Source organism: Sporosarcina sp. PTS2304 (assembly GCF_003351785.1).
GTDB lineage: Bacteria > Bacillota > Bacilli > Bacillales_A > Planococcaceae > Sporosarcina.
The window spans coordinates 926,317-952,948 of sequence record NZ_CP031230.1 but is presented as its reverse complement, the minus strand read 5'-3'; the positions used below and the strand labels follow the sequence as shown (position 1 = coordinate 952,948).

The window sequence follows — 26,632 nt, the reverse complement described above, 5'->3', positions numbered from 1 at the left end:
GATCTACTTATGTATAAAGGAGAATGGAAAAATTTATGAAATCATCATTTTTACTCCCTTTAGACGCAACACATTTCGAAAAGCTTCCTCATTACCAAAACTATGGCACGGTCATAGAAGCGATTTTAAAAAAACTGGATATCCACTCACCGGGTGATTGGAAACTGATCCAAGTAGATGAATTTTCTTCTTATACCGAAACGATGTTGCCCGAACTGATTCACCACAAACGATTGCCGTATGAATCGTTAGGACATCTATACCCCACACTGCCTTCCGAAAAAATCCAGCAAGACACTTCAACAAATCGTTTTGCCCTGCAAACGACAGAAACGATTGATAACCAACTACTTTTCTTTCCAGAGCATCAGATTGCCGTAGCGAATATTAGCTATTATGTCGCTACCGGTTCCACATGGTCTGAACATACCGTCTTCGCCCCATCAGCCGATCGCGTCAAACGATTCATCGAACAGTTAAATGATTTGCAGCGTCAAGCGATGAAGACGAATATCACGTACTTAGTAGATACCGAAGAAGGCATTGAAAAGAAAACATACGGGCTGGGCACACAAATTGAACGTAATGATGTATTGCTCGATGAACAGCTAAAAAACGAATTATTCCGTTCCATTGACGAATTCTTTTCGAATGGCGGTGCATTTTTTAAAGAATACAGCTTGCCATACAAACGCGGAATTTTACTGTACGGCTCACCGGGTAACGGGAAAACGACTCTTGTACGATCCATCACCGGCACAACGGATGCACCCGTCATCTACTGGCAAATTACGGAATTTACAGGCAGTCATTCCGTACAAGAAGTATTTTCAACTGTTGAGCGCCTTGCTCCTGCGATACTTGTCATTGAAGATATCGATTCCATGCCAGAACATATGCGGAGTACTTTTTTGAATATTTTGGATGGAGTGCATGTCCGTGACGGTCTTTTCATCATCGGTACGACCAACTATCCTGAACGTATCGATCCAGCTCTTATTAACCGTGCTGGACGTTTTGACAGCACATATGAAATCACTTCCCCGACTGAGCAAGTCCGCAAACAATATATAGAGAAACTGGACAAGAAAAAGATTTTAAAGCAACCTGAAATTGTCGAGATTGCGAAACAAACGAAAGGCTTATCCATTTCACAGTTGAATGAACTGTATATGTCCATTGCGCTGACATATCATTATGATCATGTGATCGTGTACGAAGAGCGCATTCAGCAATTACAAAAACAACACCGACAAGCTACCCGACATGACTGGGATAAAGGTTCCGAAATAGGCTTTTAATCAAAAAAAGATGCATGCCTGCTCACAGGACTGCATCTTTTTCCGCTAAATCACTTGCGAACGATAGAATGTATTGTACGCTGAAGGGTAGGACGAAAACGTATGGATCCTAATAGTACTTAGGAAACGGTAAAGCGTATGTTCCTTTCGCTATGCTGATAGGTAATTGTACGGGTGACTAATCAATTATTTCACGCTATTGGCTAGAAACATCGAAGCGTCTTTATTCATAAATAGACGTTCCCCGTGATAAAACGTATGAATCTCTGTTGTCTTAAATCCAATGTCCTGTAAAATATTTTTAAGCTCCTCATGGGAAAAACCATTATGAACTTTCGGATGACTGATTTGATCATTTTTATCAAAATCTACAATGAGAAGTTGCCCGCCCTCATGTAAGCTGTTGAACATTTCCTGTAAAATCTTTTCAGTATCGGGAACATGAAGAAGGACTAGCGACAGTAACACGATATCCGCCTTAAGTGTAGTCATCTCCTGCGCAAAATCCGAATGAAGCACTTGAGCATTCGTAATTCCTCTGCCTTTTATTTTCTTCTTGACGACTTCTATCATTTGTTGCGATGAATCTACTAATAATACAGAGCTGACCGTGTCCGTTAATTCTAACCCAATGAGTCCTGTTCCACATCCGTAGTCAACTAATGATTTCAATTGACTATCAGTTAATACGGTCTTTACTTCGTCAACAATCACTTTGGCCAAAGCTATTCGATCTTCTGTATCATACCTATTCGCCATCTGCTCAAATACGTTTTCTTCCATAATCTACTCTCCTATTTCAAATATGTAGTAATAAACCGAACCACTATACTTTTTGCTTGAAGATTTTTTACTAGCTAGCAACTTTTTGAATTATACCATGTACGTACATGAATTATAGCTACACATATCTTTTTTGGATTATTAACAGGCTTCATAACGATGACAACTATGGAAGTTCCCACCATACACCCCCATCACAATTATATTATCTCATAATTGCGTGTATTTCTTTTATTTAGGGTATAAAGAGAATAAGGCATACATTTCGTAGTGAGGTGAGAAAATTGAAGAATTCCAATGAACAATTTATCAAACAGCAAGCTGCCTTGAAACCAAACGAGTTAAAAAAAACAGTAGATGACACAGTATTCACGTTCGAATCCACCGAACAAGTCGAACAGTTAACAACGATTGTCGGACAACAACGCGCTCGCTCTGTGATGAATTTCGGGTTGCACGTAAATAGGCCGGGATATAATTTATACGTCAGCGGAATTGTAGGTACAGGAAAAACGTCATTTGTCACTTCCGTCGTCAATGATTTTCCAGCGACAGATGTAAAACTGTTTGACTGGTGTTACGTAAATAATTTTGAAGATGCATATAAACCTAACGTACTGAAGTTGCCGGTTGGAGTAGGGAAAAAACTTAAAAAGTCAATGGATACGTTAGTACATGATTTGAAGATAGATATTCCCAATGCTTTCACAGAAGAAAACCATCAAAAGAATCGCGGTTCTATTATTCGGAAATACAAAGAGAAAATAGAAAATATTTATAAAAAAACAGATCAAACCGCAAAAGACTACGGATTTTTACTCAAGCAATCAGGATCGACCATCGTCACTATACCGATGGGAGTAGATGGTCTACCGATGGACGAAGAAACATTTAACTCCCTAGATGAAGAACAACTACAAACTATCGAAAAAAACTCTACTTCTATTCAGGAAATAATACTAGAAGCGACAAAAGCCATCCATTCATTTGAACAAGAGTTAAAAAAATCATTAACAGCCTTCGATCATCAAACCGCACTAATCGCCATCAACTTTCATATTGATGAACTGAAAAAAAGCTATACTGATTGTCCTGAAGTGATCCATTATATAAAGGCTGTACGACAAGATCTAGTAGAAAACTTTCATATATTCTTACCGACCGAAGAGAAAAAAGAAGAGAAACCGCTCGGAGTAATTTTTAAAGATGACCAACAAGCTTTTAAGAAGTACACAATTAACATAGTCGTAGATAATAGCGAAACGAAAACAAAGCCTGTAATCGTTGCAGACAACCCTACATTTTATAATTTAATCGGGAAAGTGGAATACGAAAACCGTATGGGAATCATGAGCACAGACTTCACTAAAATTAAACCGGGCTATCTCCATGAAGCAAATGGCGGGTACCTCATTATTCAGGCCAAAGACATTTTTTCGAAAAGTCAGGCGTGGGAAGGTCTCAAACGGGCATTACTGACGCACAAACTTCAAATTGAGAATATTGGAGAACATACGAGCATCATTGCAACTGCATCTGTTAATCCCGATCCCATTCCACTCGATGTGAAAATTATTATTATCGGTAATATGGAAATCTATCAACTTCTATATAATCACGATGAAGATTTCCGTAAACTGTTTAAAATTCGAGTCGATTTTGATGTAGAAATGAAATATAACAAAGATAATATTACGGGACTCGTAAGTTTTATTCATACTCATTGCAGAAAATACGGGTTGCGGCATTTCGACCGCACAGCTGTTGCTAAACTAATCGAATACAGCTCGCGTCTCGCAGGCCACCAAAATAAACTGTCTACACGCTTTAATCTGCAAGTGGAGCTGATCTATGAAGCGGATGCATGGGCAAGCATGATGGGAGACGATCTCGTTACTGCTAAACATATCGAGAAAGCCATTCAGGAAAAAATTTACCGTTCGAATTTATACGAAGAAAAAATTCAAGCGAGTATCGACGAAGGAAGTATTTTAATTGATACGACAGGAGAAAAAATCGGACAAGTAAATGGTCTTGCGGTGTATGATTTAGGTCAATATCATTTCGGAAAACCTACACGCATTACCGCCACAACGTTTATGGGCCGAAAAGGCTTCGTCAATATTGAAAGAGAAAGCCAAATGAGCGGCAATATTCACAATAAAGGCGTCTATATACTAGGTGGCTACTTAGGACAAAAATTCGCTCAAAAATATCCACTAGTCTTAACCGCACATATTGCCTTCGAGCAATCCTACGGCGGTGTAGATGGAGATAGCGCATCCAGTACAGAGCTGTATGCCATCCTTTCCAGTCTATCCGAAATCCCGATAGATCAAGGGCTAGCCGTCACCGGATCGGTCAATCAAAACGGTGAAATCCAACCAATCGGTGGAGTGAATGAAAAAATCGAAGGCTTTTATAATGTTTGTAAGAGCAAAGGACTCACCGGCACACAAGGCGTACTCATCCCACACCAAAACGTCCAAAATTTGATGTTGCGTGATGAAGTCATCGATGCCGTACGTGCAGGACAATTCCATATTTACAAAGTTCGGACGATTGAAGAAGGAATAGAAATCTTAACAGGCGTAGCAGCTGGACAACCCGATCAAGACGGAACATACGAGAAAGAAACAGTCTATGGAAAAGTGGCAGAAAAGTTGAAGTTATTTATGGAACTAGCGAAAGAACAGGAGAAATAAGTCGCTGTTGAAAACCTTAAGAATACATGGAGACGTATTTCCTTCATGTATTCTTAGTCATTTATTGTATCGCTTCCTGCCTTGTCAACAGTTCGATCCCTTCCCTATACGTTACGAACGCCTACCCATTAGGCTGTTCCAACCCGAGTCGAAGCCACTTCGCAGTCGGTGTATCCGCATGTACCATTTCTTCCGGGGTTCCGGCAAAAAGTAAATGCCCGCCATTCTTCCCGCCTTCAGGACCCAATTCAATGATCCAATCACTCGCTGCGATAAAGTCCAGATTGTGTTCAATAATCACAACGGAGTTTCCTTTATTAACTAGGTTTTGAAAGACTTCCAATAACCGTGCATTATCTTTACTATGCAGTCCGATTGACGGTTCGTCCAGCAAATAAATCTGTCCTTCTTTTTTCAAATGACTGGCCAGCTTCAGACGCTGCACTTCTCCGCCACTAAAAGAACTCGTCGTCTGCCCCAATGTCAAATATCCTAATCCCACATCTTTTACTGTTTGTACTTTTTTAACGATTTTAGGCATTGAAAAATACTGATCTGTTTCATCTATTGTTAATTCCAAAATTTCCACAATATTTTTCCCTTCATAGCGGTAAGATAAAGCTTCATCTGAATACCTCGTCCCGCCACACGCTTCGCAAGGAATGGTCACTGGATCCGCAAACGCTACATCTGGAGTGGTAACACCTTTCCCATCACATACCGGACATGCACCTATAGAGTTAAAACTAAATAAGCCTGCAGGTTGACCAGTAGCTTTCGCAAAAATCTTACGAATATCATCCATAATTCCCATATATGTCGCAAGAGTAGAACGACTGGACGTTCCAATACTGCCTTGCCCTACCCGAATCGCATCCCCATAACTGTTTGGAAACGCTTCAAATATTAATGAACTTTTACCAGAACCTGATACACCGCAGACAGAAACCAGCACATTTTTCGGTATATTTACACTAATCCCTTTTAAATTGTTTATCGTAGCATTTTCTATCGTAAAGTGCTCTCTACTCTTTCGCGGATGTATATTTAGTTCTAACGTATGATCTAAACTTGTTAAAGTAGAAGCATTCTTTAATCCATCAGGCACTCCTTGATAGATTACTTCGCCACCGTGCACGCCCGCGCCTGGACCCATTTCTATAATTTCATCTGCTGCTTTCATAACAGACAAATCATGTTCAATGACGATGACCGTATTATGGTTTTCTTGTAAACTTTTTAGCATATTAAGTAGTAAATCCACTTCTTCCGGATGAAGTCCTGCACTTGGCTCATCAAAAATATACGTAAGATTATTTAAACTACTCCCTAAATGGCGAGCGATTTTCACCCGTTGTGCTTCTCCTCCAGACAGTGTTCCCATTTTTCTTGCTAAACTTAAATAACCGAGCCCCAACTCGACCAACTGTTGTATATTCGGTATAGCTTGCTGCGCGATAGATTTTCCTAGTGGATCTGAAATGGTGTCGAGTTCACTTAATAATTCAGTCAGTTCCAAATGATCGTACTCCGCGATATTGAAACCATTTATTTTACACTTCAATACTTCTGGATTTAGCCCCGAACCTAAACACGTAGGACAGATCGTATGCGTCGACACAGCCAACACGTCTTCTTGAGAAGTCTGTTTCAGCTTCGAGACGTCACGATTAATATAAAGACGTACAAATCTTGGCAATAATCCATCCCATTCATGATCATGAGGACCATCTTTCGTATGAAACGGCGCAAATACCCTCTCGCCTTCCGGTGGTCCATATAGTAATAAGTCAACTGTTTCTTTAGGATAGTCTTTAATCGGCAAATCCGGATCAAATAATCCACCCGTCATCATCCACCGACCTTGCCAACCGGAAGGAGAAAGGGGCTTGAACTGTACAGCATATTCCCGTAGTGACTTATTCAAGTCAATAATTTTATCTAAATCTGGCGCCACAACTTCGCCAAACCCACTACACTCCGGACATCTGCCAAAAGTACTTTGACTAGAAAAATCCGTTGCAGAACCTATCGGGGGACTACCAATCCTAGAGAAAAGTAAACGGATCAAAGGATGGATATCCATATATGTCCCTACCGTCGAACGTGAATTTGCGGTAACTGTCTTTTGCTCCACGACAACGACCGGGCTCAAATGTTGCATAAGATCCGCACGTGGTCTTTCATATCTAGGCATTTGATTTCGGACATACATTGGATAATTCAATGTCATCTGCCGTCTGCTTTCTGTTGCCAACGTATCAAATACTACTGAACTTTTGCCTGATCCTGAAAGTCCCGTAAACACTGTGATCTGTTCTTTCGGTAGATTTATATCTATATTTTTCAAGTTGTTTTCTCGAAGTCCTCGTAAGATGATTTCGTCTGTAAGTTTCTTCATGAACTCATCCTCCCTAGATAACTATTTATTCGTCTAGTTAAGGGTTTCCCTATTTTCTATCCCTCACACTACTTATCGACGAAAAAAGACTGTAGAGTGAAACATTCTACAGTCTTCTTACTCAGATAAAGTTGTTCATTCCACATGCAAATGAATCTTCACAATCATTTCAATAATAGGAGGTATAAAACTCTACGGAATCATCAGTGTTAGTGCATACTCTGTGATATTGTATAGACCGAAAGAAGCCTCACTTACGATCACCCTTATACTTACTCATTCGCTTCCTTCTCAGCCCTTTCAATCATATACCTTTCATAGGCATCTTTTGCATCGTTGGCAGTAGCGGGTACAGTGTGTTTATGTATGTCCAGTAGTAAAAGAAACGACCAAAAAATAATTCCAATCAGCAGAAGACCTACTATATAAATGCCTACTGGACCAGCTAGCATGATTACTCCCGCAATAACGGCGACCATGCCAGACAATAACCCCTTCATTCCATCCCTCCCTTTCGCAAAATCTTCTCCATCGCTTTTCCTTTAGCTAATTCATCAATCAACTTATCTAGATAACGAATTTCTCGCATGACCGGTTCTTCAATCTCTTCTACACGCACACCACAAACTACACCTTTGATCAATGTTCGAGAAGGATTCATATTTGGTGCTTTTTCAAAAAACGTCTCATTGTCCATCTGTGTTTCTAGAAGTGCATCAAGTTCGGATTGACTATATCCAGTCAACCACAAAATAATCTCATCTACTTCTTCTTTCGTTCGTCCTTTCCTTTCCGCTTTCTTCACATACAGCGGGTAAACAGTTGCGAAACTCATCGTATAAATTTTATGTTTAGTCATTTGATTTCCTGCCTTTCGAAGTATAGTAGTCACTGATCTACACACCATTCTATCCCTCAATTTGTAATCTATACTTTTACTATTTTTTCATATTTCCTGGGCAATGATCATCATTTCATTTTACCAAAAAGATGAGTTCGATACTGTTTTCTATTATAATTCTAGAAAGATTATCATGCAAATTACCCAACAAAAAAATCCACCGAACTATTGGTGGATTTTTGCATTTATAGTTTTCTAGTTACCGAATATCCTTCTCAATATTCCCGTCTTTCATCACGACTTGGATCGACTCATCATTCGCCAATGAATAAATATCCTCGAGTAGATTCCCTTTAACGACTACGATATCGGCAAGCTTCCCAACTTCTAACGTACCTACTTGATCTTCCCAGCCTAAACATTCCGCTGCTGTTTTCGTAGAAGCGACGATCGATTCCATCGGAGACATGCCCGCATCCACCATCAACCCGAGTTCACGAAGGTTTGTGCCATGTTTGAAGACGCCAGCATCTGTGCCCATCGCAATTTTCACTCCAGCTTTATGCGCTTTTTTGAAGCTCGCAATATGTTCTTCAATTACTTCTTTCGACTTTTGAACAGCTGTGTCTGGCATCCCTGTTTCAGCCGCGGTTTCCAGAACTGCCACTGGCGCTAACAACGTCGGTACGAGAAACGTTCCATTTTCAAGCATCAGCTCAATCGCTTCGTCATCAATGAAAATTCCATGTTCAATCGAGTGAACTCCTGCGCGTACAGCATTTTTAATACCTTCTGCTCCTTGTGCGTGCGCCATCACTTTCACGCCTTTTCTAAAGCGCCCCTCTTCCACCATCACTTTCAATTCTTCCAATGAAAATTGCGTGAACTCTGGATGATCTGTAGCACTTAATACACCACCTGTTGCGTGTACTTTAATCACTTCAGCCCCAGCACGCAACATTCCCCTTGTTTTCTTACGTACTTCGTCCACACCATCGCACACTCCATGAGGCATGCCAGGATAATTCGACGGAAGAATATCCGTCACCGTTCCAGACACCGTATAACCGTCACCGTGTCCTCCCGTAATCGTTAACGCGTTAATGCTCAATTGCATACGAGGACCTACGATTAACCCGTCTTCTACCGCTTTCTTCACTCCAGCATCTGTACCTAGCGCATCACGAACGGACGTAACCCCTGCATGCAACGTTGTTTGTAAATACTCAGCAGCTTTGTAGTACATGAATGAAAACGGTGTAGCGAGACGCTCCGCAATCGGACTGAACTCCATCATCATATGGACATGTGTATCGATAAAACCTGGCACAATCGTTCCGCCTTGCGCGTCAATCAGTTGCTCGTCACCAGAAGCCTGATAGTCCGATTCGTTTCCAATAAATTCGATCGTGTTGCCATTCGTCACGACTACTTGATTGTGCTTGCACTCTCCACCCGTTCCGTCGATTACTACACCATTTTTGAATACATATTTTTTCATGACTTTCCCTCCAAATTATAACGTTTGAACTAATATACCTGCGATGAACACGGATGCAATTGTCACCGTCGTAAATCCACCGATCAACATTGGAGCCAATAACTCATCCATAATTATTTTCGCTTCCTTCTCATCTCGTCCGATACTGCGACTTACTTCATCACAAAGAATGTAGTCTCCTGGGAAGCCAAACAAAGCAGTCAGCGCTACTGGCATTCCTTTATACGGATCCCATTTCACAAGTTTCGATGTGAGAAACCCACCAATTGTAATACCGGCTGTCCCAAGCACCAATATCAATAAAATACTTGGCAAATGACTAATGGCTTGTGAAGGCGTAACACCCGACATGGTGCCTATGACGACAAATACAATTCCGATCATCGTAATAGTAAAAGAATTTGATTTTTCTAATGCGCGCGCGGGAAATAGACCTAATTTCAAGCCGATGATCCCGATAACTAAACACCAAAGAGAGTAGTGAATGGGTGTCACAGTGCCTAATCCGACACCGATGGCAGCTCCTACGAAGACAAAAAATAGCTGTAACGTGGCGCTTGATCGAATCGGACCAATTTTCTTCGAATGCTCAGTCGTTGCTTCTTCTATTCCCTCATTCATAGGGATAAATGTCCCTGCATCCATTTGTTTCTGTATCTTCATAGCATATTTACGCATGAACGACATAGCCAATGGCATCCCCATCACTCCTTGGAACGCTACGATAAGTGCCGGAATTAACACAAGACTGGATAATCCGATTTCCGTTAATTTGTCGGTCGTAATAAGTAATGCAATAATTCCTCCGCTGATGGGTCCAATACCTGCTACAGCGGTTGGATAATCGAATACTAAAGGGACAATGAGCAAAATTAACAGGCCCGAGAAAAGAACGCCTCCTAAAGAAATTAGAACGGCTTTAATTTGACTTTTCAGTAACGCAAAAGGAATCATCGTTCCCATATGCAAAATAGCTGGTCCGATCAGTATGGCTCCTAATGCTGGAAATTGCGCACTTTCTAAAATGTCTTTTGGAAAAACACCTGTCCATCCAAGAATTAGGAATCCAACCATCGCAGTAAGCAACATAGGAACTCTAGCCTTCGAAATAATGGACAGCCATTCCCCTATAGCGATTAATGCGAAAATACATGTGGTCGCAATGAGTGGATTTGATAACATAGGTGAATTCCTCCCTAAAATGAATACTAAATACAATATACAATATATCACTTATTTTATCTGATTGTAAACAGTATTCAGTAAATAAAATAATTTTTTCTTCACCTTAAGAAAATAATCCGTAACATGACAAAAGGGGCTGTCCAGAAAGTCAGTAAGAACTGAGTTTCTGTGACAGGCCTTTTTCCCATGAAACGAATAGAAGAATCTTCTCTTCGCCGTTCCTTTCCGTCCCACTCGATGTCTTGCTTCAAATAGGTACAAAAAATCGCCCTTTCTAGTAGAATAAAGTTACCAAACCCACTCTACGAAAGGACGATTTTTTATGCGCGATCCAAAGATTACTTACGAACAGTACACCACAGAACAACTCACTTTTTCTATAGAAGAACATACGGCATCGTTCCGTGGCAATGAAAAGGTTCATACGGAGTTCGGAATCGTCGCACTGGTTCACAGTTGAAAGTAGCGGGCATCCGCCGGCTACTTTCAACTGTGAACGACTACAAACCAAAATCAGGCAGAGAAAAACGATTCGTTTTTCTCTGCCTGATTTATTTTAGGGACTTATTGGACAGCCCCTAGACAACCGTATGATATTTTCTTTTTACGAACCATTCTATACACCCACACACGCACAATATAATTCCGAATAACGCGATAAAGACTGAAGGGGAGATGACCTTCACAAAACTAAAGCCAATCATTGCAAAACCGACGATCAAATAATGATGGACTGCATGTACATGATAACCTTCTTGCATTGTATGCCACGCGCGGAAATATCCTTGCAATAATCCTAGACAGACTTGTAGCAAAAGCACAATATACGGAAGATTGTCTGAAGTATGGTGAATACGACTACTGAAAAGATAGACGATTCCCATGCCAGCATAAATGAAAACGATAGACGATGATTTCTGATCTTTTTTCGATTGAAACAGCTGATATCCAAAAGCAGCCGCGAATGAAAACGCAGCAAAGAACCAAGCAAATAAAGTAAATGTCAGCGATACTTGTTTCAGCCAAATAATGTAATAAGGAAAAATGACGACCTGTCCTACCGTGACCACTAACGGTACAAAACGCGAATAAGAAGAATACATGATAGGCTCCCTCATTTTATGTAGTGCTCATAGAACATATTTTGAAACACAGCTACTGGATCTCTTCGCTTCTTTTCATCTGCCACTTGATCCCACGCTGGATACGAACGCCTAAATTGCTCTTTCGTTTGATAGCGATAATAGGGTAAGTAATACGTCCCACCATGCGTCAGTGTGAGATCAGTCCATTGTTGAATGATGGAAGTAGCATTCGTAATTTCTTCATCCTGTACTCCATGTTGCATTAACACAACTAAACCGAGCATATCTTCTTTAGCATAGTTTAACGCCGTAAAATCATCTTTTGCCGCATAGCGAATCGTAATATTATGAATTTTAAAATCATCACGTTTATCATCAGCAGGAATAATCCGCTTTAATTCTTCTATATAGTCTGCATACGTCTGAACAGGAACAAAAAACTCTTGCAGTACTTCCACCCGGCCAAGTTTCACATATTCCATAAATGTCGATTCCGAACGCATTGCATTATTTCGTGTAATTTCCTTGCCATGAATAGATGCGATATATCTTTTTTGCATCGCCCAAAATAAATCTTCCAACACTCCCCCTTGCCGGCCCAAATCAAGAGCGATTTTAGACAACCGCACTCCTTGCTCTTTCTTTAAGAAGTTCGTTGACGGCTGTTTGTCTATATAATCGTAATTAATTACGTACATTTCATCTAAAAAGCTACTTGGCGCTACACTTACTCTCGCATAGTGCATCGCTGTTTGTTGCCGATCGACCAATTGTGTCACATAGGTAGAATATTCTGTAGTGTGTAATTTCTCTGTCTGAATACTATACAAATCATTTTCGGTTAATTCGATCGTTACATCCAAAATCACGCCGAACAAACCGTACCCACCGAGAACATACTTCATCCATTCTTCTGGATCTTCTCGGGTCACGTGTGTAATTTCTCCGGTTGGGGTTAATAGCGTCATTTCTTTCACTGTTTCCGCCATTGTCCCGAACCGAATATCCCGCCCATGCGCATTGACGGAAAGGGAACCGCCGATTGTGAAGATCGATTGTGATTGGGTCACTTTTACAGCAAGTCCATACGGTAGCACGGCTTCTTGAACATCTTCCCAAGTAGCCCCTGCCTCTACTTGAATCGTCTTGTTCTGTTGATCGATGTCTAGTATTCGATTGAATGTCCGCATATCAAGTACGATTCCGTCCTGATAATACGTATGACCTCCTTGCGAATGTTGCAAGCCTGCCACTGAGATACGCTGCCCATTCACATTTGCCTCTCTGACCACTCGTTGCAAATCCACTCTATTATCCGCCACTACGACCCGTTCCACGCGTTCAGGAAGCAGCCCCGTATAATCTGTAACTAAACTACCTTGCGCTAATCCATATTTTCTCTTCTCGATCGGAATATTCCATAGAACTACAGCTATAAACACTACAACTATACTTCCTAGGAACCATGGTTTTTTTACACGTTCCATACACAGCCTCCCACTATAACACTATGCTGACTTCACACGTTCATTTAAGGGATACGTCATAAAAAACAGTTGTATAATGAGTGAAAGTAGACCAGAAGTCTCCGTGTATATTCCTAATCATCCTTTGCAGCTCATGCCTAGAAAAATAAGTTCCATCTCCTATGATTTTAATACTCTCTTCCAGTCTCAGAAAATGATGTATACAATCCACGAGATAGACTCTTTCTTCCTTGGAATAATCTCCTTCCGTGACGAGTTGCAATAAAGTATTTCTTGCCTGCTGCACATCATGCAACATTCTATACAGTGCATCTCGATCAATCGTTTTGGAATCCGTCCCGATCAGCCAATGTTGTTCAAAAACCGGAAGAATAAATTGCGTCCGGTTGACCGTGGGATGAAACTCACCACTTTCCTCGAACTTTTTTATGTCGTTCTCATATGTATCTTTAAATGCATTGACCTCTTCTTCATACGTTTCGCCATTATGAGTTCCTAGACTAGGGTGATACGTAAAGCTTCGCTGCATACTAACAAGCGAAAATGGATAATTCCAAGACATATATGCGACAGCGATGACAATGACTATAGCCAAACTTACCATCCACGTCTTCCTTTTTCGTGTCCTGCTCATAAAACTACTCCTTTATATTCATTCGCTTTTCTACACTATAATAAACAATCCAAAATAGCGGACCTAAAAATACTACGTAATTCTTTTTCCCATCCGGCAATACAACAAGCATAGTGATGCATAGTAGAATGCTAGGAATGAGCAATATCCAGTATAATTTCCTTTTCGTCATGTGAACAGTTCACTCCTCTTCAATAAAATCGTTACACAATTTTACAACTTATTCTACCGGAAACCAAAAACCTGCAATATTCCATGCTTTGATCGACTGTTGTTCTGTCCGTATTTCTCCTACAGCCCAAAAGAAATAAGAATTAAATTGTTCAAACGTTATATCTTCTATAGTCGTCTGCAAATGACCAGACTCATGTTGCGTAATCTGTACGCATTCAACACTTTGACAGTGCAAATCGTATTCGTCGCCTACATAATTAGTAAAATCACTCGGGAGCATCGGCACACGATAGAAGCAAACAAATAAGACGACCCATAGTAACAGCAACATCTTTTTAATACGTGACACACTCGAATTGACGATTAAACCGATGGCGCAGACGAGTATCAGCCAAAGTACAGATGTTATTTGAAAAACCCAGACAAAATAGAAAGATAGAATGAGAATAAACAGTACATAGCGTGTCAGAAAATCCATCGATCGATTGATAAGTATAGTGGCACTACAAACTACCACAACGAAAATAAGAAACGAAATTTTCAACAAAATCATCATAACTATTCAACACCTTACACTTTCATTTAGTAAATTGTATAGTTATTTACAGATGAACACAAACTAAAATCTTCTTAAATCTATTTACTATAAAAGATCCAGTCTGTTACTTATCTAAAGAAAGGAATTGCTCTTGACAAGTGATAAAAAATATTACAAACTTCATGCCACTCGTCGCCCCTTTGTAGTTCAGAAAAATGAAGAGGTATGAATCAATGCAGCCAGGGCATAACAAGAGTAATAAACTGCGACTTGATCAAGGAGGATACTATGAAACAGATGATATTGACGTCATTCGCATTACTCGTTTGCGCGACTTTACTCGTTTTAGATAACGGAAAAGAGTCTTCACAACAGATGATCACAACAGGGGCTTCACTGACGAAAAGCGAAGCGGATCATTATATCGAAAAGTTTCAATCTTATGCAAAAGAGCATGATGTTGAACCGATAAATGCAACAATTGATCGTGTATGGAAAGCAATACCCGGATACAATGGATTAACTGTCGATATAGTTAAAACCTATCAAATGATGTTGGATGGAAATAACTTTGATACGGATCACGTAGTTTTCAAAGAGGTTTCTCCAGACGTTCATTTGGATGATCTCCCTCCAACACCTATTTATAAAGGAAATCCTGAAAAACCAATGGTCGCTTTATTGATTAATGTAGCGTGGGGAGAAGAACATTTGCCAAATATGTTGGAAACGTTGAGGAAATTTGAAGTTAAGGCTACTTTTTTCTTTGACGGTAGTTGGGGTAAGAAACACCCGGAGATGGTAAAAACCATTTATGCAGAAGGACATGAAATTGGAAATCATGCGTATAGTCATCCCGATCTCAACAAAAGCTCCATAGAAGAGACACGGAATGAGTTAACGAAAACAAATGATGTAATCAAAGAGGCAATTGATATAAAACCGAAATGGTTCGCACCGCCAAGCGGGAGTTTTAATCAGCAAACCATTGATGTTGCACATGAACTTGGGATGAAAACTATTTTATGGACAGTTGACACCGTTGATTGGAAAAAGCCAGACCCGACTCAAATGGTCCATCGCGTCCTATCTGAAATAGATAAAGGATCGATGGTACTTATGCACCCAACACCAGCTGCTGAAGAAGGATTGCCAGCTATTATACAAGGAATTCAAAAGAAAAAGCTTCGACTAGGCACAGTTAGCGACTTAATGAGTGAAAAAAGAGCAGATCCATATGAGTAAAGCATGATGTAAGCCGTTTGTACATTATAAAACAGCTAGGTACACCACCAAAAATAGCCGACCTGTGCTTACGATGCTTGCAGAGACAGTACGGTATTTTTGGCGGTTTTCCTCTATAATAAATGCTTAATTTTCACTTAAATACGTATGTCATCCTTAGCTACCAACGGATTGAAAATGAGTTTCTTCACCATTTTTGAAAACCCTCATATATTCATACTCTTTGTCCAATTGAATTTTGTACAGCTTATACGTTTCAGTAGGATCGTTCTTTTCATCTTCAGTTAAATGGATATTCCATGAATCGTCATCTGTAATAATTTTCATTTCCCCAAACCCTTTACCATCATCCAAAAAGTTTTGATCGATATACACATAACGCTTGTCGTCCGAACCTTGTATTACATGAATACCAGTACCTTCTTTAAATGTTGTGGAATTTTCTACATAATTCTTTACGTTGCTAGGCCCTTTTTCTACCTTTATTTCTTTAACAGTCACTTCTTTGGGAGAACAGCCTCCTACTATGGCTGCGAATAATACGACTAGTACAAGGAATCTTTTCATCGGTCATCACCCCCTTCATCAGTACAATCACTAGCACTATAGCGTACATTACGAAACTAAAAACTGAAGCCTGTCGATTATCTAAAGAAAGTAATTTGCTTTTGAAACGAGGTGCTTTTGATGAGTAGGTGTAGAGATAGTGTATATTTTAGGATTCTCCTTGCAGAACCGTATCGTCTATAAGCACAAGCCGCAAGACACGTCAACCTCACTTCGTCCAATCAATGTCATTACTATATTCTACTATCCAATGAGCAAATACATTATTTAGACCATGACCGGATCATTCTATACAGCATATAACAGCCAAAAACAAACACTGCAAAAATTACGCTAAACTGAATCGCAAATCCATCTAATGCTACGACTTGTCTAAGTAAGTCTAGTGGATCAAAAAGAATATCCCAACTATTGAAACGTAAAAATCTGCCTATATATACACCTATTCCTGTCAAACATACCACAACGAACATCATCCCATAACAAACGCTCGCGGCAAACCTTTTCCTCATCATCCGTTCAAATGTATATAATGATTCAAGACCTATGATAATAGAGGAAAAGAAACCGAAACCGATGATCAGCAACTTGGCCCAAACCATTAGTTCATGACTGTAAATCACCCTCGAATCTGTTGAATATCTTTCAACTTCTTGCGCCCACAAAAACGTATCACCCGAAATATGAATGAAATCCGTCACCATATAGACTGAATTCGGAAAGAAAAACAACCAAGCCCCCAACCAAAAGATTAACCAAACCTTTCTTCTCTGCTCCATCGCGACCTCAGCTTTCCCAATGAAAAATAAAGGCAATATAGCAAGCAGTAGATTCCACGGCAACATAAAATAAAGAAAGTTAGGATGTTGCCAAAGCATGACTAAACAAATACATCCATAAACAAACAAAATTCCTACCAGCCCTTTATACGTATCCAAAAACCTCTCCATGTAATCCTCCGTCTGTTTAGCAGTCACTATTTTACTCATTCGAACCACATCATTTGCACATGAAAAGCGACAGATCACTTCATGCTGCTATCTTACTATACTATATTCTACCATAGAGATTTCAAAACTACCCATTCTCAATGACACAATAAACAAACTATTTTGATATAAAAGCACAAAGTGAAAAAGACGGTAGCGAAATTCCATCCTCTTCTCTAGTAATTTGAGAAGTGAGTGATCATTCACCAACGTCTTTTATTGTATAGTTGAAAAACCCAGCATTAGATGTTCGCGAACGTGAATATAGCTTCACGTTGGTTTCATCAAATACTGAGTTCTATTGTTAGTATAAGAAAAGGTTGTCTTCTTATGGTAATGTAACCGTATCTTCTTCAATTTTAAAGTAATCCCAATACCGTTGCACTGCTGATTGTAGTGCGACAATCACGGATTGTTGGGAAGGCGCAATGTAATGACTCTTAATACGTTTGATTAATGGCTCTAAACCATTTTCGAGACAGTAGCCAATCATTAACTTTTCGATAAAGTTTTTCCCTATTTCAGCTATAAATGAAATTTCTACATTTTCGATTACGTGAGTATGTTTATTGATTTCTAGAACGACACCTGTATATTTGTACACTTCATACATAACTGTTCCTTGTGGTGCTTTGGAATATCCGGTTACGAGGACAGTTTCTAACTCTACCAACTTCTACGCCCCCTCTACATATGGTGTAAATAATATTAACACCTATTCATCTTTTATTCAATAATGAATATTCGGAAATATCGTTCTTCATCTCTAGTAACGTTTCCCAACCTGTAAAATTTTGATGCCGCGGCGGCCAATCACTTAATTCGAAAGGAAAATCTGATCCCGGAACTATACGGTCTGCCCCTGCGAACTTCACTAAATAGTCAAGCGCATCGTCATTCCATAGCACAGAATCATACCAAAACCTTCTACTATAGTCACTTGGCCGAACTTCTAATGGAGACGAAACATCATTCCATACATCATATCCTCTATTCAAGCGGCCTATTTGGTACGGGAAGTAACCACCGCCATGCGCTAGTAATAGCTTGACGTTTTTATAATGATCTAGTAACCCACTCAGTATTAAATCTGTAGCACAAATCGTTGTTTCCCATAGGACACCGCTTAACGTCGACATTTTACGTTTATTCATGCGATCATCACCATTTAAAAGTGGATGGATAAATAGAATTGCACCTAGACGGTCAGCTACTTCCCATAAAGGTCGACAACGTTCATCTGTCAATTGCACGCTGAAAGACCCTACGCCAATAATCGCACCCTTCATACCTAATTTCATTGCACGAGTTAACTCCATTGCCGCTTTTTCCGGATCATTCAAAGGTATTGTTGCTAATGCTGAATAACGTTCACTATTATTTTTTACTTGATCAATTAAACTGTTATTGTAGACCGTCGATAGTTCGAGCGTTATCTCACTAGGAAAGTCATATAAGAATAATTGAGGCAGAGGAGATACAAGCGAATGACTAATATTCGCTTGATCTTGTTGTGCTTCAAAAAGTTCTTTGTTTACGAAAGGCTCGTTTAAAGAAAACGGCCATTTCCCATTAATAATGAGGTGTTCTTTTCCGCCACGGTCTTCCCATTTAGCATTAATAGCCCGTTTATTGTCTCTCAACCACCGCATCACTTCTTGTGGAATGAAATGGGCATGGGCATCCACCATATCGCATCCTCCTCTCTAATCAAAGCCGCTTTGTCGTGTCAATTAAAACATGACGGAAATAGATTTTGTGTCTAAATAATCTTCTACTCCATACTTTCCACTTTCGCGACCTAGTCCACTTTCTTTTACACCGCCAAATGGTGCTTGAATTGCGAATGGCGCTGGATCATTGACCCCAACCATTCCATATTCCAATTTCTCAGATACACGGTACATACGACCAAGATCTTTTGTATAGAAGTATGAAGCCAATCCGTACTCTGTATTATTAGCCTTTTCAATCGCTTCTTCTTCTGTGGTAAAGCGAATTAGTGGTGCAACTGGACCAAAAGTTTCTTCGTGTGTAATTTTCATATCTTCCGTTACATTACTAAGAATTGTCGGTGCGTAGAAACTACCATTCTCATAGCCTTCGCCTGATAATCGATCGCCACCGCATAGTAATTTTGCTCCTTTTCCTAGAGCATCCGTTACTTGATCATGCACACTTGCAATTGCTTTATCATTAATCAATGAACCCATTTGGTTAGATTCATCTAGACCATTTCCTACTTTCATGCTTTCCACTGCTGCTTGCAACTTTTCAGCGAACTCCTCATAAATCGCATCTTGGATATACACGCGATTCGTACACACACATTGCTGTCCGGATGAAGCGAACTTACTGCCAATGACCCCTTTCACAGCAAGATCCAAGTCTGCATCTTCAAAAACGATATACGGCGCGTGACCACCAAGCTCCATAGATACACGTTTCACTGTATCTGCTGATTGGCGAATCAATTTTTTCCCAACTTCTGTAGAACCGGTAAATGAGATTTTCTTGACATCCTTACTATCCATCATTGTTTTAGCGATTGGACCCGATGATCCGATCACTAGGTTGACGACACCTTCTGGCAAACCAACTTCATCAAATATTTTAAATAACTCCAAAGAAGATAATGGTGCTTCAGAAGATGGTTTCAATACAACTGTACAGCCTACTGCCAATGCTGGCGCTAATTTTCTAGCGCCCATTGATAGTGGGAAGTTCCAAGGTGTAATCGCTGCCACAACTCCTACAGGTTGCTTAATCACATGTCCTCTTTTGTTTGCGCCTACAATCGGCATAACATCACCATAGATTCGACGAGCTTCTTCTGCATACCATTTATAAAACGAAATCGTGCTTCCCACTTCGTAGCGTGCGTTATGGATAGATTTCCCCATCTCTTTCGTAATGACTTGTGCAAGATGTTCTTTTTTCTCTTCCAGCTTGTCGACAATTTTCAACAAATAGGTGCTTCGGTCTTCAGCCGTTAAACCTGACCATACAGGGAATGCAGCTTTAGCAGCATCGATCGCTTGCTGGGTTTCTTCTGCTCCAACTAAACCAACTGAATCTACTACTTCTCCAGTTGCTGGGTTTAAGATTTCTAACGTATCTTTCGTATCAATCCATTTGTTATTAATATACATATTCATCCAACCGCCTTTTTAGTTTTAGTATTGTTCTAGTTGCTTACTCTGTTAAATGCAAAAAACCAAGCATTCATAAGTAAACCTCGACAAAATCGTTCGAGATCTGCTTATCAAACACTTGGTTGCATCGTTGATTTAAGAAGAGGTTGTCTCCTTAACACAATAAAACCGTATTCGATCATCTGTACTTTTTTAGATTCGAGTTTTTCGCATCGAATATCTACAAGCTTAAACAATGTTTTCAGACTTGTCAATCATTTTTGTTTCACTCCATGGAATGAAAATGTAAGCGCTTTTCTGTTTTAACTTTCTGAAAAATAGTTATTGACTTCTGAGACTTTCTTGTTGTAACTTATAGTTAGTCAAACAAACTAACTTATTTTCAAGGAGGAACAACATATGACCGGATGTCCTTATACTCAAAAGACTTCTCTAATGTTCGGCAATTCCATGCCCCTACTCCATTGCGTAGTATGTTAAAAATGGTTCCATCATAGCATACAAAACTTTGTGATTTATTGGCACCTCAATTCAAACCAATCTACAGTATGGTGTCTAACGGTCTAGAGGAATTAAATAGTAGCGTAGAAGCATAAAAAACACTAGTTTTCGAAAGGATGAAATGTACATGGTTGAAGAGAAAAAAGTATATGATATTACAGTTATTGGCGGCGGACCGGTTGGGTTGTTCACCGCCTTCTACGCAGGTATGAGAGAGCTTTCCGTCAACATCATTGAAAGTCTTCCACAATTAGGTGGCCAACTCGCGGCACTATATCCTGAAAAATATATTTATGATATTGCAGGGTTCCCTAAAATCAAAGCAATAGATCTTGTCAACAATCTAGTAGAACAAATGGCGATGTTTGAACAAACAATTAATCTGGGACAGACTGTGCAAGTTGTAGAAAAGCAGCCTAATGGTGAATTCCTTGTACACACAGAAAGTGATTCGTATATGACTAAAACTATTATTATTACAGCTGGAAATGGTGCTTTCGATTATAAGCGTCTTCCTCATGAAAAAGCTGAACTATTCGAAGGTAAAAACCTTTCATACTTTGTAGATGACATGCAAAAGTTTGCAAATAAAAAAGTTTGCTTATTCGGTGGTGGAGACTCCGCAGTTGACTGGGCTATGATGCTCGAGCCGATCGCCGAGAAAGTAACAATTGTTCACCGCAGAGACAAGTTTCGCGCGCATGAGTCGACCGTCACTCAAATGATGAACTCTAAAGTTGAGGTACTGACACCATTTAACCCGAAAGACTTCATCGGTAGCGAACGTATTGAAGAGGTCATAATTGAACATACAAAAGGCGAAGAAGATATTCAGTTTGATGTAGATGACGTAATTGTAAACTACGGTTTCTCTTCCTCTTTAGGACCAATCAAAACTTGGGGATTAGAGTTGGAAAAGAATAGTATACTCGTCAACTCCAAAATGGAGACTACTATTGAAGGGATTTATGCAGCAGGTGATATTTGTACGTATGACGGTAAAGTGAAGCTGATCGCAACTGGTTTTGGAGAAGCACCAATAGCTGTTTCTAATGCCAAAACACATATCGATCCATCTGCTAAACTTCAAGCGTTACACAGCACTAGTGTAATGGAAAACAAAGAAAATGAAAAAGCAACCGTATAATCTCGATGCTAAAGGAGCGTTTCTATGAGTAAATATTCTGTCGTAGATCAAGAAAACTGCATCGCATGCGGTGCGTGTAACTCAGTAGCTGAAGAAATTTTCGGTTACCATGAAGATGGAATTTCATTTGTGAAATTCGGGGACAATAATGGACAAATTGCCATTCCTAAAGAGTTGGAACAAGATCTTGAGGAAGCATATGAAGGGTGTCCTAGTGAGTCTATTCTCATTCAAGACTGTCCATTTCTAACTGCATAACACTCACGCATCTACAGGTTGAAGGCATTTCCTCTACTATGTAGATGCTTTTTCAAAACAAATATATTCTCCTTAATTAAAGAAAAGAGTGAGATCTAATGAATCATTCAAACAAAATTTGGACCAAAAATTTCATCGTTCTTTTTGTTATCAATTTTATACTTGCATTGATCTTTTTCCTACTTGTCTCAACCATCGCTGTATTCTCCGTTGAGAACTTTCAAACGTCTACAAGCATAGCGGGTCTTTTATCTGGAACGTTTGTTATTGGTTCATTATTCGCACGTTTAGGCGCTGGTCGTCTTATCCATAAAGTAGGTAGCCAGAAAGTTTTGTTAGCTGGTTTAATTGGATTTTTGCTGACAACTGGATTATATATTTTCATTAGCGACATCACACTATTTTTTCTCAACCGTCTACTTCATGGATGCTCATTTGGGATAGCAAGTACAGCAACCGGCACAATTATTGCGCAGATCATTCCTCCCTCACGCCGTGGTGAAGGAATTGGCTATTATAGTTTAAGTACTATATTATCTACAGCGATCGGGCCTTTTTTAGGTATTTTTATCGTTACACAAACAGCAAATTTTTCTTTAATCTTTCTCTTAAACTTTATCATGGCGATTATTATATTAGGTCTTTATTTTTTAGTCAAAGTACCCACAATAGAGACTGCACCTCAAGAAAAAAAGGGATTTTCCATCTCGCAATTTATTGAATTCCGCGCATTACCTATTGCTATAGTTGCTATGGTACTTGGTTTTGTTTACTCTTCAATTATGGCTTTCATCTCTTTTTACACGGAAGAGATTGGTTTAGTGAAGGCTGGGAGTTTTTTCTTTTTAATTTATGCGTGCGTAGTATTAGTGTTCCGTCCGATCACTGGTCGTTTAATGGATCAACGAGGTGCAAATTTAGTAATTTATCCTTGTTTGGCTCTATTTGCATCAGGTATGCTTATATATAGCCAAGCGCATCATGGATATATGATCATTTTAGCCGCTATACTTATCGGTTTCGGCTATGGTAGTTTTAATTCTATCGCTCAAGCGATTGCGATAAAAGTAACGCCTAAGCAACGGCTCGGACTGGCTACTTCGACATACTTTATGCTTTTCGATTTAGGTCTTGGATTGGGGCCGTTTACGTATGGTCTATTAATCCCACATATCGGCTTTCGTGGAATTTACTTAGTAGCTTTCATTATGATTCTCATCTCGATTGTTCTTTATTTTTTGCTACACGGAAAACGTGATCGTCAATTAATTCCACTCCCAACAAATAATTAAAACGACATTTTAGCGTAATGTACAGTAAAATAGCAAACGTACATCATCATGATATTCTGTGGATTCCAAAGAATTCAACCTCATTCAAATAGAAAATGCACAATAAAAAAGACCCTATAAAGGGTCTTTTTTACTGTATTAAGCTTTTTGAACGTTTGTAGCTTGTAGGCCACGTTGTCCTTGCTCGATATCAAATGTTACGCTTTGACCTTCGTCTAAAGATTTAAAACCTTCGCTTTGGATTGCAGAGAAATGTACGAATACGTCTTCTCCCTCTCCACGTTCGATGAATCCAAAACCTTTTTCTGCGTTAAACCACTTAACTGTACCTTGTTCCATTATGTTTGCCTCCTAGTGTGACTCTTCACACGTTCTGTTACCATTCTTGCTCAAATACTTTAGACGATAAACCAAATCCATCTACATTTGATACTAAACAAAAACAATAATCTAATTTAACTATAATATAAACAGCATATAAAAGCAAGCGTTTTCATTTCCGTTAATGTAAATTAATTTTAAAAATTTACCTTACCATACAATTATAGAAATTTTTACAATTAATGTTTGACACATACTATAGAAATTAAGTTTTTTATACTGTTACTTAGTCTTTCATAAAAAATTATTTTACTACTAAACCTCTTGCTTTTCTGAACTCTATAATATTCTTATCTAAAATATGACCTTTTTCAATAACTACCGCTTCACGTACCATAGTAGTCCAATTGCCTTCAGAAAGCATGTCAATCATTTCCGAAAACACTTCACTCAGCATCTTAGTCACTGTATGCGGGAACATCGCAGGAGTATTGTCTACGGTGTAATGAATAATCCCATCTACTGTATAAACAGGATCATCAATTGTCGAAGGGCGGGATGTTTCGATCTCTAAATTCGGATCACAACTGACATCCACAATCATCGCGCCTTTTTTTAACTTCTTCAAATCCTCTTTGTAAATAATTCTATCGGTTCTGCTCGTATCCCACATGACACAATTGACGAGAACATCATAATTATACATATTCTTTCTAAACAGTGATTCCAGTTTTCTGCCGTACACATCTACATCTGCACCTAATCCATGAAGAATTCTCAGTGCCCCTTTTGTTGTATGGCCATTACCTAAAATCGCAACTTTTGTTTCATACGGCATTTTCCCACAATATTGGTAGGACTGAATGATTGCAGCTTCACCAGCAATTTCTCGATTACGATAGAAGATATACCTTCCATTATCCAACATTTCTTCCCAAGCCATGACAGTATGATTGCCCGCCAACACTGCATCTGTAAATGCAATATCTTGAACAGCATGTGCCCAGCCGATTAATAATTTGCCAGGTGTGATTTTATCGAAAAAGTCTGCATCACCTAATTTCACATCGACTATTGCATCGCATTGCAATACTTGATCTCTAGATACGACATGGACACCTTGCGCTTTATATTCTTCATCGGAATAACCTAAAATTTCGCCATATCCTTCTTCAAAATATAGTTTGTCTACACAGTTAATCGAAGCCAAATCTTTCGGTAGTAACGCTCTTCTTTTTTCATTATTTTTATGACTAATGACAAATCCGATCGTATAAATACTAAAACCCCCATAAAATAAGTGATATATTCGTCTACTTTGTAAAAGCTGTATACAAAACGTATCATACATAGAGGTAATAATTTTACATCCAGCTTTTTTCATTATACCATATAATTGAAGAGTTATAAATTTCATTACGCACGATCACGTGAACTCTACTACATTTAAACCTCTGTACTATGCGTTTTTCACATAAGCTTTTACTGAATGGTTAAAACAATCCAAAGAAATCTGTTAGATAGAGTACGAATAAAAGAATCGAAAGTAATCCTAACCGAGAAAGTGTTAATACCATTTCGTTTTTATCTTCTGCATACTTCCATTGCATATACGCTGTAACCGACTCAGTCGTGTACGTTAGAAAGAACAGTACTACATAAGGTTCTAAAACTATGAATCTGTCTGCTGGTGATCTATACACATTAATTATTCCACCTATAATCATCATGAAAATAAAAAATATTCTAATCATCCAATCTAGCTTTCGATGAAACGGATTCAGTATTTGTTCATTTGAGAAAAATTTCATACGCTTGAGTGAAAGTAATTTCCTCATGATGATTTCGAATGTCGTAATGACAATAACTAATCCAATCACTACTATAAATAGCTTCGTCCAAAAATAAGGCTCTATTCCATAGTAATCCATCCACATCCCACCTTATAAATTCATTATGCGATTTACACATCACTCTTCAACACTTACAAACTCCGTCAAGTCAGTAAAGACGTGTTCGTATCATTCTCTTCGGTTATGTACAGTATATTTTTAAACCCTGCACCAACGGCATTGCGCTGTATAATATGTAGTAGTTTTTGGTCTTTTACGTACAATGTAAGAAAAGTTGAATCGATTACTAATAAAACGATTTGGCACTCGCTTTCAAGAAATTGTTCATACGTCGCTATCGTCTGTTGCTTCGTCAATGAGTTTTTCGAAAAGGCTTGCAATGTTACTGCTATCAAATAATATATTTGTTCAGAAATTAATATATAAAGTAATTCTCCGCTGATCTTTCCATCAGTAAATAGATCATTCTCTAAATTCCCATTCTCCACGATATACGATTCGTTCCATCCATCTACTATCCACTCGTAATTTTCTATAGGAATGCCAGCCAATATGGTAGATAAGTAGTTGCTGTGTTCATTTGGTATTTCAAAGGATATTCCTCTCATTCCTTCTCCTCTTTACTAGTTGTATTTTTACATAATCATAGCATAACAACTATAGAAATCA

Annotated in this window: 26 protein-coding genes; 7 read left to right on the top strand and 19 right to left on the bottom strand. The window is 39.0% G+C overall.

What is annotated here, in order from left to right:
* Nucleotides 1–35: 35 nt before the first annotated feature.
* Nucleotides 36–1,301 carry an ATP-binding protein gene (locus DV702_RS04445; protein WP_114925834.1) on the top strand — a complete coding sequence of 422 codons (1,266 nt, stop codon included), beginning with the start codon at nt 36–38 and terminating at the stop codon, nt 1,299–1,301.
* A 186-nt stretch (nt 1,302–1,487) separates the two neighbouring features.
* Here the strand turns inward: DV702_RS04445 and DV702_RS04440 are convergent, their stop codons facing one another.
* Nucleotides 1,488–2,084 carry a class I SAM-dependent methyltransferase gene (locus DV702_RS04440; protein WP_114923661.1) on the bottom strand — a complete coding sequence of 199 codons (597 nt, stop codon included), beginning with the start codon at nt 2,082–2,084 and terminating at the stop codon, nt 1,488–1,490.
* A gap of 284 nt (nt 2,085–2,368) precedes the next feature.
* On the opposite strand from DV702_RS04440, the gene DV702_RS04435 reads away from it, so the two are divergent.
* Complete coding sequence (locus tag DV702_RS04435) at nt 2,369–4,789, top strand: ATP-binding protein (protein WP_205407221.1); 2,421 nt, start codon at nt 2,369–2,371, stop codon at nt 4,787–4,789.
* A gap of 121 nt (nt 4,790–4,910) precedes the next feature.
* On the opposite strand, the gene DV702_RS04430 is transcribed toward DV702_RS04435, so the two are convergent.
* From DV702_RS04430 to DV702_RS04410, 5 genes are all read right to left on the bottom strand, one after another.
* A complete protein-coding gene (locus DV702_RS04430; protein ID WP_114923660.1) occupies nt 4,911–7,190 on the bottom strand; it encodes an excinuclease ABC subunit UvrA in 2,280 nt (759 codons plus the stop codon).
* A gap of 272 nt (nt 7,191–7,462) precedes the next feature.
* Nucleotides 7,463–7,690 (bottom strand): ATP-dependent Lon protease, encoded by a 228-nt coding sequence (locus DV702_RS04425; RefSeq protein ID WP_114923659.1) that lies wholly within the window; start codon nt 7,688–7,690, stop codon nt 7,463–7,465.
* Entirely contained in the window at nt 7,687–8,049 is a 363-nt protein-coding gene (locus DV702_RS04420) for a DUF2200 domain-containing protein (protein WP_114923658.1), read from the bottom strand. Before DV702_RS04420 ends, DV702_RS04425 begins: the two co-directional genes overlap by 4 nt.
* 241 nt (nt 8,050–8,290) lie before the next feature.
* Entirely contained in the window at nt 8,291–9,532 is a 1,242-nt protein-coding gene (locus DV702_RS04415) for a metal-dependent hydrolase family protein (protein WP_114923657.1), read from the bottom strand.
* Nucleotides 9,533–9,547: 15 nt separating this feature from the next.
* A complete protein-coding gene (locus DV702_RS04410) occupies nt 9,548–10,714 on the bottom strand; it encodes a hypothetical protein (protein WP_114923656.1) in 1,167 nt (388 codons plus the stop codon).
* A 325-nt stretch (nt 10,715–11,039) separates the two neighbouring features.
* On the opposite strand from DV702_RS04410, the gene DV702_RS16760 reads away from it, so the two are divergent.
* On the top strand, nt 11,040–11,177 hold the full coding sequence (locus DV702_RS16760) for a hypothetical protein (protein ID WP_162805709.1): 138 nt from the start codon (nt 11,040–11,042) through the stop codon (nt 11,175–11,177).
* Nucleotides 11,178–11,295: 118 nt separating this feature from the next.
* Here DV702_RS16760 and DV702_RS04405 read toward each other — a convergent pair whose 3' ends face one another.
* The 4 genes from DV702_RS04405 to DV702_RS04390 all read right to left on the bottom strand — a co-directional run bounded on the left by DV702_RS04405 (nt 11,296) and on the right by DV702_RS04390 (nt 14,653).
* A complete protein-coding gene (locus DV702_RS04405; RefSeq protein WP_114923655.1) occupies nt 11,296–11,820 on the bottom strand; it encodes a hypothetical protein in 525 nt (174 codons plus the stop codon).
* 11 nt (nt 11,821–11,831) lie between these two features.
* The gene (locus tag DV702_RS04400) at nt 11,832–13,289 is read right to left on the bottom strand and encodes an FAD-binding oxidoreductase (RefSeq protein WP_114923654.1); all 1,458 of its coding nucleotides are present in this window, start codon (nt 13,287–13,289) and stop codon (nt 11,832–11,834) included.
* 40 nt (nt 13,290–13,329) lie between these two features.
* Nucleotides 13,330–13,923, bottom strand: a complete 594-nt coding sequence (locus DV702_RS04395; RefSeq protein WP_114923653.1) for a hypothetical protein — start codon at nt 13,921–13,923, stop codon at nt 13,330–13,332.
* Between the two features lie 220 nt (nt 13,924–14,143).
* Nucleotides 14,144–14,653, bottom strand: coding sequence for a hypothetical protein (locus tag DV702_RS04390; protein ID WP_114923652.1), 510 nt, complete (start codon nt 14,651–14,653; stop codon nt 14,144–14,146).
* Between the two features lie 270 nt (nt 14,654–14,923).
* Between DV702_RS04390 and DV702_RS04385 the strand changes: the two genes are divergently transcribed.
* A complete protein-coding gene (locus tag DV702_RS04385) occupies nt 14,924–15,880 on the top strand; it encodes a polysaccharide deacetylase family protein (protein ID WP_114923651.1) in 957 nt (318 codons plus the stop codon).
* Between the two features lie 156 nt (nt 15,881–16,036).
* Here DV702_RS04385 and DV702_RS04380 read toward each other — a convergent pair whose 3' ends face one another.
* From DV702_RS04380 to DV702_RS04360, 5 genes are all read right to left on the bottom strand, one after another.
* Nucleotides 16,037–16,447, bottom strand: coding sequence for a hypothetical protein (locus DV702_RS04380; RefSeq protein ID WP_114923650.1), 411 nt, complete (start codon nt 16,445–16,447; stop codon nt 16,037–16,039).
* Between the two features lie 263 nt (nt 16,448–16,710).
* Nucleotides 16,711–17,436: a DUF1361 domain-containing protein gene (locus tag DV702_RS04375; protein WP_114923649.1), complete on the bottom strand. Its 726-nt coding sequence runs from the start codon at nt 17,434–17,436 to the stop codon at nt 16,711–16,713.
* 328 nt (nt 17,437–17,764) lie between these two features.
* On the bottom strand, nt 17,765–18,109 hold the full coding sequence (locus tag DV702_RS04370) for a DUF3870 domain-containing protein (RefSeq protein ID WP_114923648.1): 345 nt from the start codon (nt 18,107–18,109) through the stop codon (nt 17,765–17,767).
* A 46-nt stretch (nt 18,110–18,155) separates the two neighbouring features.
* Nucleotides 18,156–19,127, bottom strand: coding sequence for an amidohydrolase family protein (locus DV702_RS04365; protein ID WP_114923647.1), 972 nt, complete (start codon nt 19,125–19,127; stop codon nt 18,156–18,158).
* 42 nt (nt 19,128–19,169) lie between these two features.
* Nucleotides 19,170–20,588 (bottom strand): NAD-dependent succinate-semialdehyde dehydrogenase, encoded by a 1,419-nt coding sequence (locus DV702_RS04360; protein ID WP_114923646.1) that lies wholly within the window; start codon nt 20,586–20,588, stop codon nt 19,170–19,172.
* A gap of 631 nt (nt 20,589–21,219) precedes the next feature.
* Between DV702_RS04360 and DV702_RS04355 the strand changes: the two genes are divergently transcribed.
* The 3 genes from DV702_RS04355 (at nt 21,220) to DV702_RS04345 (ending at nt 23,789) form a co-directional block, all read left to right on the top strand.
* Nucleotides 21,220–22,239, top strand: a complete 1,020-nt coding sequence (locus DV702_RS04355) for an NAD(P)/FAD-dependent oxidoreductase (protein WP_114923645.1) — start codon at nt 21,220–21,222, stop codon at nt 22,237–22,239.
* 24 nt (nt 22,240–22,263) lie between these two features.
* On the top strand, nt 22,264–22,497 hold the full coding sequence (locus DV702_RS04350; protein WP_114923644.1) for a ferredoxin: 234 nt from the start codon (nt 22,264–22,266) through the stop codon (nt 22,495–22,497).
* A 98-nt stretch (nt 22,498–22,595) separates the two neighbouring features.
* A complete protein-coding gene (locus DV702_RS04345) occupies nt 22,596–23,789 on the top strand; it encodes an MFS transporter (protein WP_114923643.1) in 1,194 nt (397 codons plus the stop codon).
* A gap of 138 nt (nt 23,790–23,927) precedes the next feature.
* On the opposite strand, the gene DV702_RS04340 is transcribed toward DV702_RS04345, so the two are convergent.
* The 4 genes from DV702_RS04340 to DV702_RS04325 form a co-directional block, all read right to left on the bottom strand.
* On the bottom strand, nt 23,928–24,128 hold the full coding sequence (locus DV702_RS04340; RefSeq protein ID WP_114923642.1) for a cold-shock protein: 201 nt from the start codon (nt 24,126–24,128) through the stop codon (nt 23,928–23,930).
* Between the two features lie 286 nt (nt 24,129–24,414).
* The gene (locus DV702_RS04335; protein ID WP_240315680.1) at nt 24,415–25,527 is read right to left on the bottom strand and encodes a N(5)-(carboxyethyl)ornithine synthase; all 1,113 of its coding nucleotides are present in this window, start codon (nt 25,525–25,527) and stop codon (nt 24,415–24,417) included.
* Between the two features lie 76 nt (nt 25,528–25,603).
* Nucleotides 25,604–26,041 carry a DUF4181 domain-containing protein gene (locus DV702_RS04330; protein WP_162805708.1) on the bottom strand — a complete coding sequence of 146 codons (438 nt, stop codon included), beginning with the start codon at nt 26,039–26,041 and terminating at the stop codon, nt 25,604–25,606.
* Nucleotides 26,042–26,106: 65 nt separating this feature from the next.
* On the bottom strand, nt 26,107–26,571 hold the full coding sequence (locus DV702_RS04325; RefSeq protein WP_114923640.1) for a DUF2691 family protein: 465 nt from the start codon (nt 26,569–26,571) through the stop codon (nt 26,107–26,109).
* Nucleotides 26,572–26,632 lie beyond the last annotated feature (61 nt).

Coding starts and splice junctions, on each gene's coding strand:
- DV702_RS04445 (WP_114925834.1), top strand. CDS start 36: ATGAAATCATCATTTTTACTCCCTTTAGACGCAACACATTTCGAAAAG.
- DV702_RS04440 (WP_114923661.1), bottom strand. CDS start 2,084: ATGGAAGAAAACGTATTTGAGCAGATGGCGAATAGGTATGATACAGAA.
- DV702_RS04430 (WP_114923660.1), bottom strand. CDS start 7,190: ATGAAGAAACTTACAGACGAAATCATCTTACGAGGACTTCGAGAAAAC.
- DV702_RS04425 (WP_114923659.1), bottom strand. CDS start 7,690: ATGAAGGGGTTATTGTCTGGCATGGTCGCCGTTATTGCGGGAGTAATC.
- DV702_RS04420 (WP_114923658.1), bottom strand. CDS start 8,049: ATGACTAAACATAAAATTTATACGATGAGTTTCGCAACTGTTTACCCG.
- DV702_RS04415 (WP_114923657.1), bottom strand. CDS start 9,532: ATGAAAAAATATGTATTCAAAAATGGTGTAGTAATCGACGGAACGGGT.
- DV702_RS04410 (WP_114923656.1), bottom strand. CDS start 10,714: ATGTTATCAAATCCACTCATTGCGACCACATGTATTTTCGCATTAATC.
- DV702_RS16760 (WP_162805709.1), top strand. CDS start 11,040: ATGCGCGATCCAAAGATTACTTACGAACAGTACACCACAGAACAACTC.
- DV702_RS04405 (WP_114923655.1), bottom strand. CDS start 11,820: ATGTATTCTTCTTATTCGCGTTTTGTACCGTTAGTGGTCACGGTAGGA.
- DV702_RS04400 (WP_114923654.1), bottom strand. CDS start 13,289: ATGGAACGTGTAAAAAAACCATGGTTCCTAGGAAGTATAGTTGTAGTG.
- DV702_RS04395 (WP_114923653.1), bottom strand. CDS start 13,923: ATGAGCAGGACACGAAAAAGGAAGACGTGGATGGTAAGTTTGGCTATA.
- DV702_RS04390 (WP_114923652.1), bottom strand. CDS start 14,653: ATGATGATTTTGTTGAAAATTTCGTTTCTTATTTTCGTTGTGGTAGTT.
- DV702_RS04385 (WP_114923651.1), top strand. CDS start 14,924: ATGAAACAGATGATATTGACGTCATTCGCATTACTCGTTTGCGCGACT.
- DV702_RS04380 (WP_114923650.1), bottom strand. CDS start 16,447: ATGAAAAGATTCCTTGTACTAGTCGTATTATTCGCAGCCATAGTAGGA.
- DV702_RS04375 (WP_114923649.1), bottom strand. CDS start 17,436: ATGAGTAAAATAGTGACTGCTAAACAGACGGAGGATTACATGGAGAGG.
- DV702_RS04365 (WP_114923647.1), bottom strand. CDS start 19,127: ATGGTGGATGCCCATGCCCATTTCATTCCACAAGAAGTGATGCGGTGG.
- DV702_RS04360 (WP_114923646.1), bottom strand. CDS start 20,588: ATGTATATTAATAACAAATGGATTGATACGAAAGATACGTTAGAAATC.
- DV702_RS04355 (WP_114923645.1), top strand. CDS start 21,220: ATGGTTGAAGAGAAAAAAGTATATGATATTACAGTTATTGGCGGCGGA.
- DV702_RS04350 (WP_114923644.1), top strand. CDS start 22,264: ATGAGTAAATATTCTGTCGTAGATCAAGAAAACTGCATCGCATGCGGT.
- DV702_RS04345 (WP_114923643.1), top strand. CDS start 22,596: ATGAATCATTCAAACAAAATTTGGACCAAAAATTTCATCGTTCTTTTT.
- DV702_RS04340 (WP_114923642.1), bottom strand. CDS start 24,128: ATGGAACAAGGTACAGTTAAGTGGTTTAACGCAGAAAAAGGTTTTGGA.
- DV702_RS04335 (WP_240315680.1), bottom strand. CDS start 25,527: ATGAAATTTATAACTCTTCAATTATATGGTATAATGAAAAAAGCTGGA.
- DV702_RS04330 (WP_162805708.1), bottom strand. CDS start 26,041: ATGGATTACTATGGAATAGAGCCTTATTTTTGGACGAAGCTATTTATA.
- DV702_RS04325 (WP_114923640.1), bottom strand. CDS start 26,571: ATGAGAGGAATATCCTTTGAAATACCAAATGAACACAGCAACTACTTA.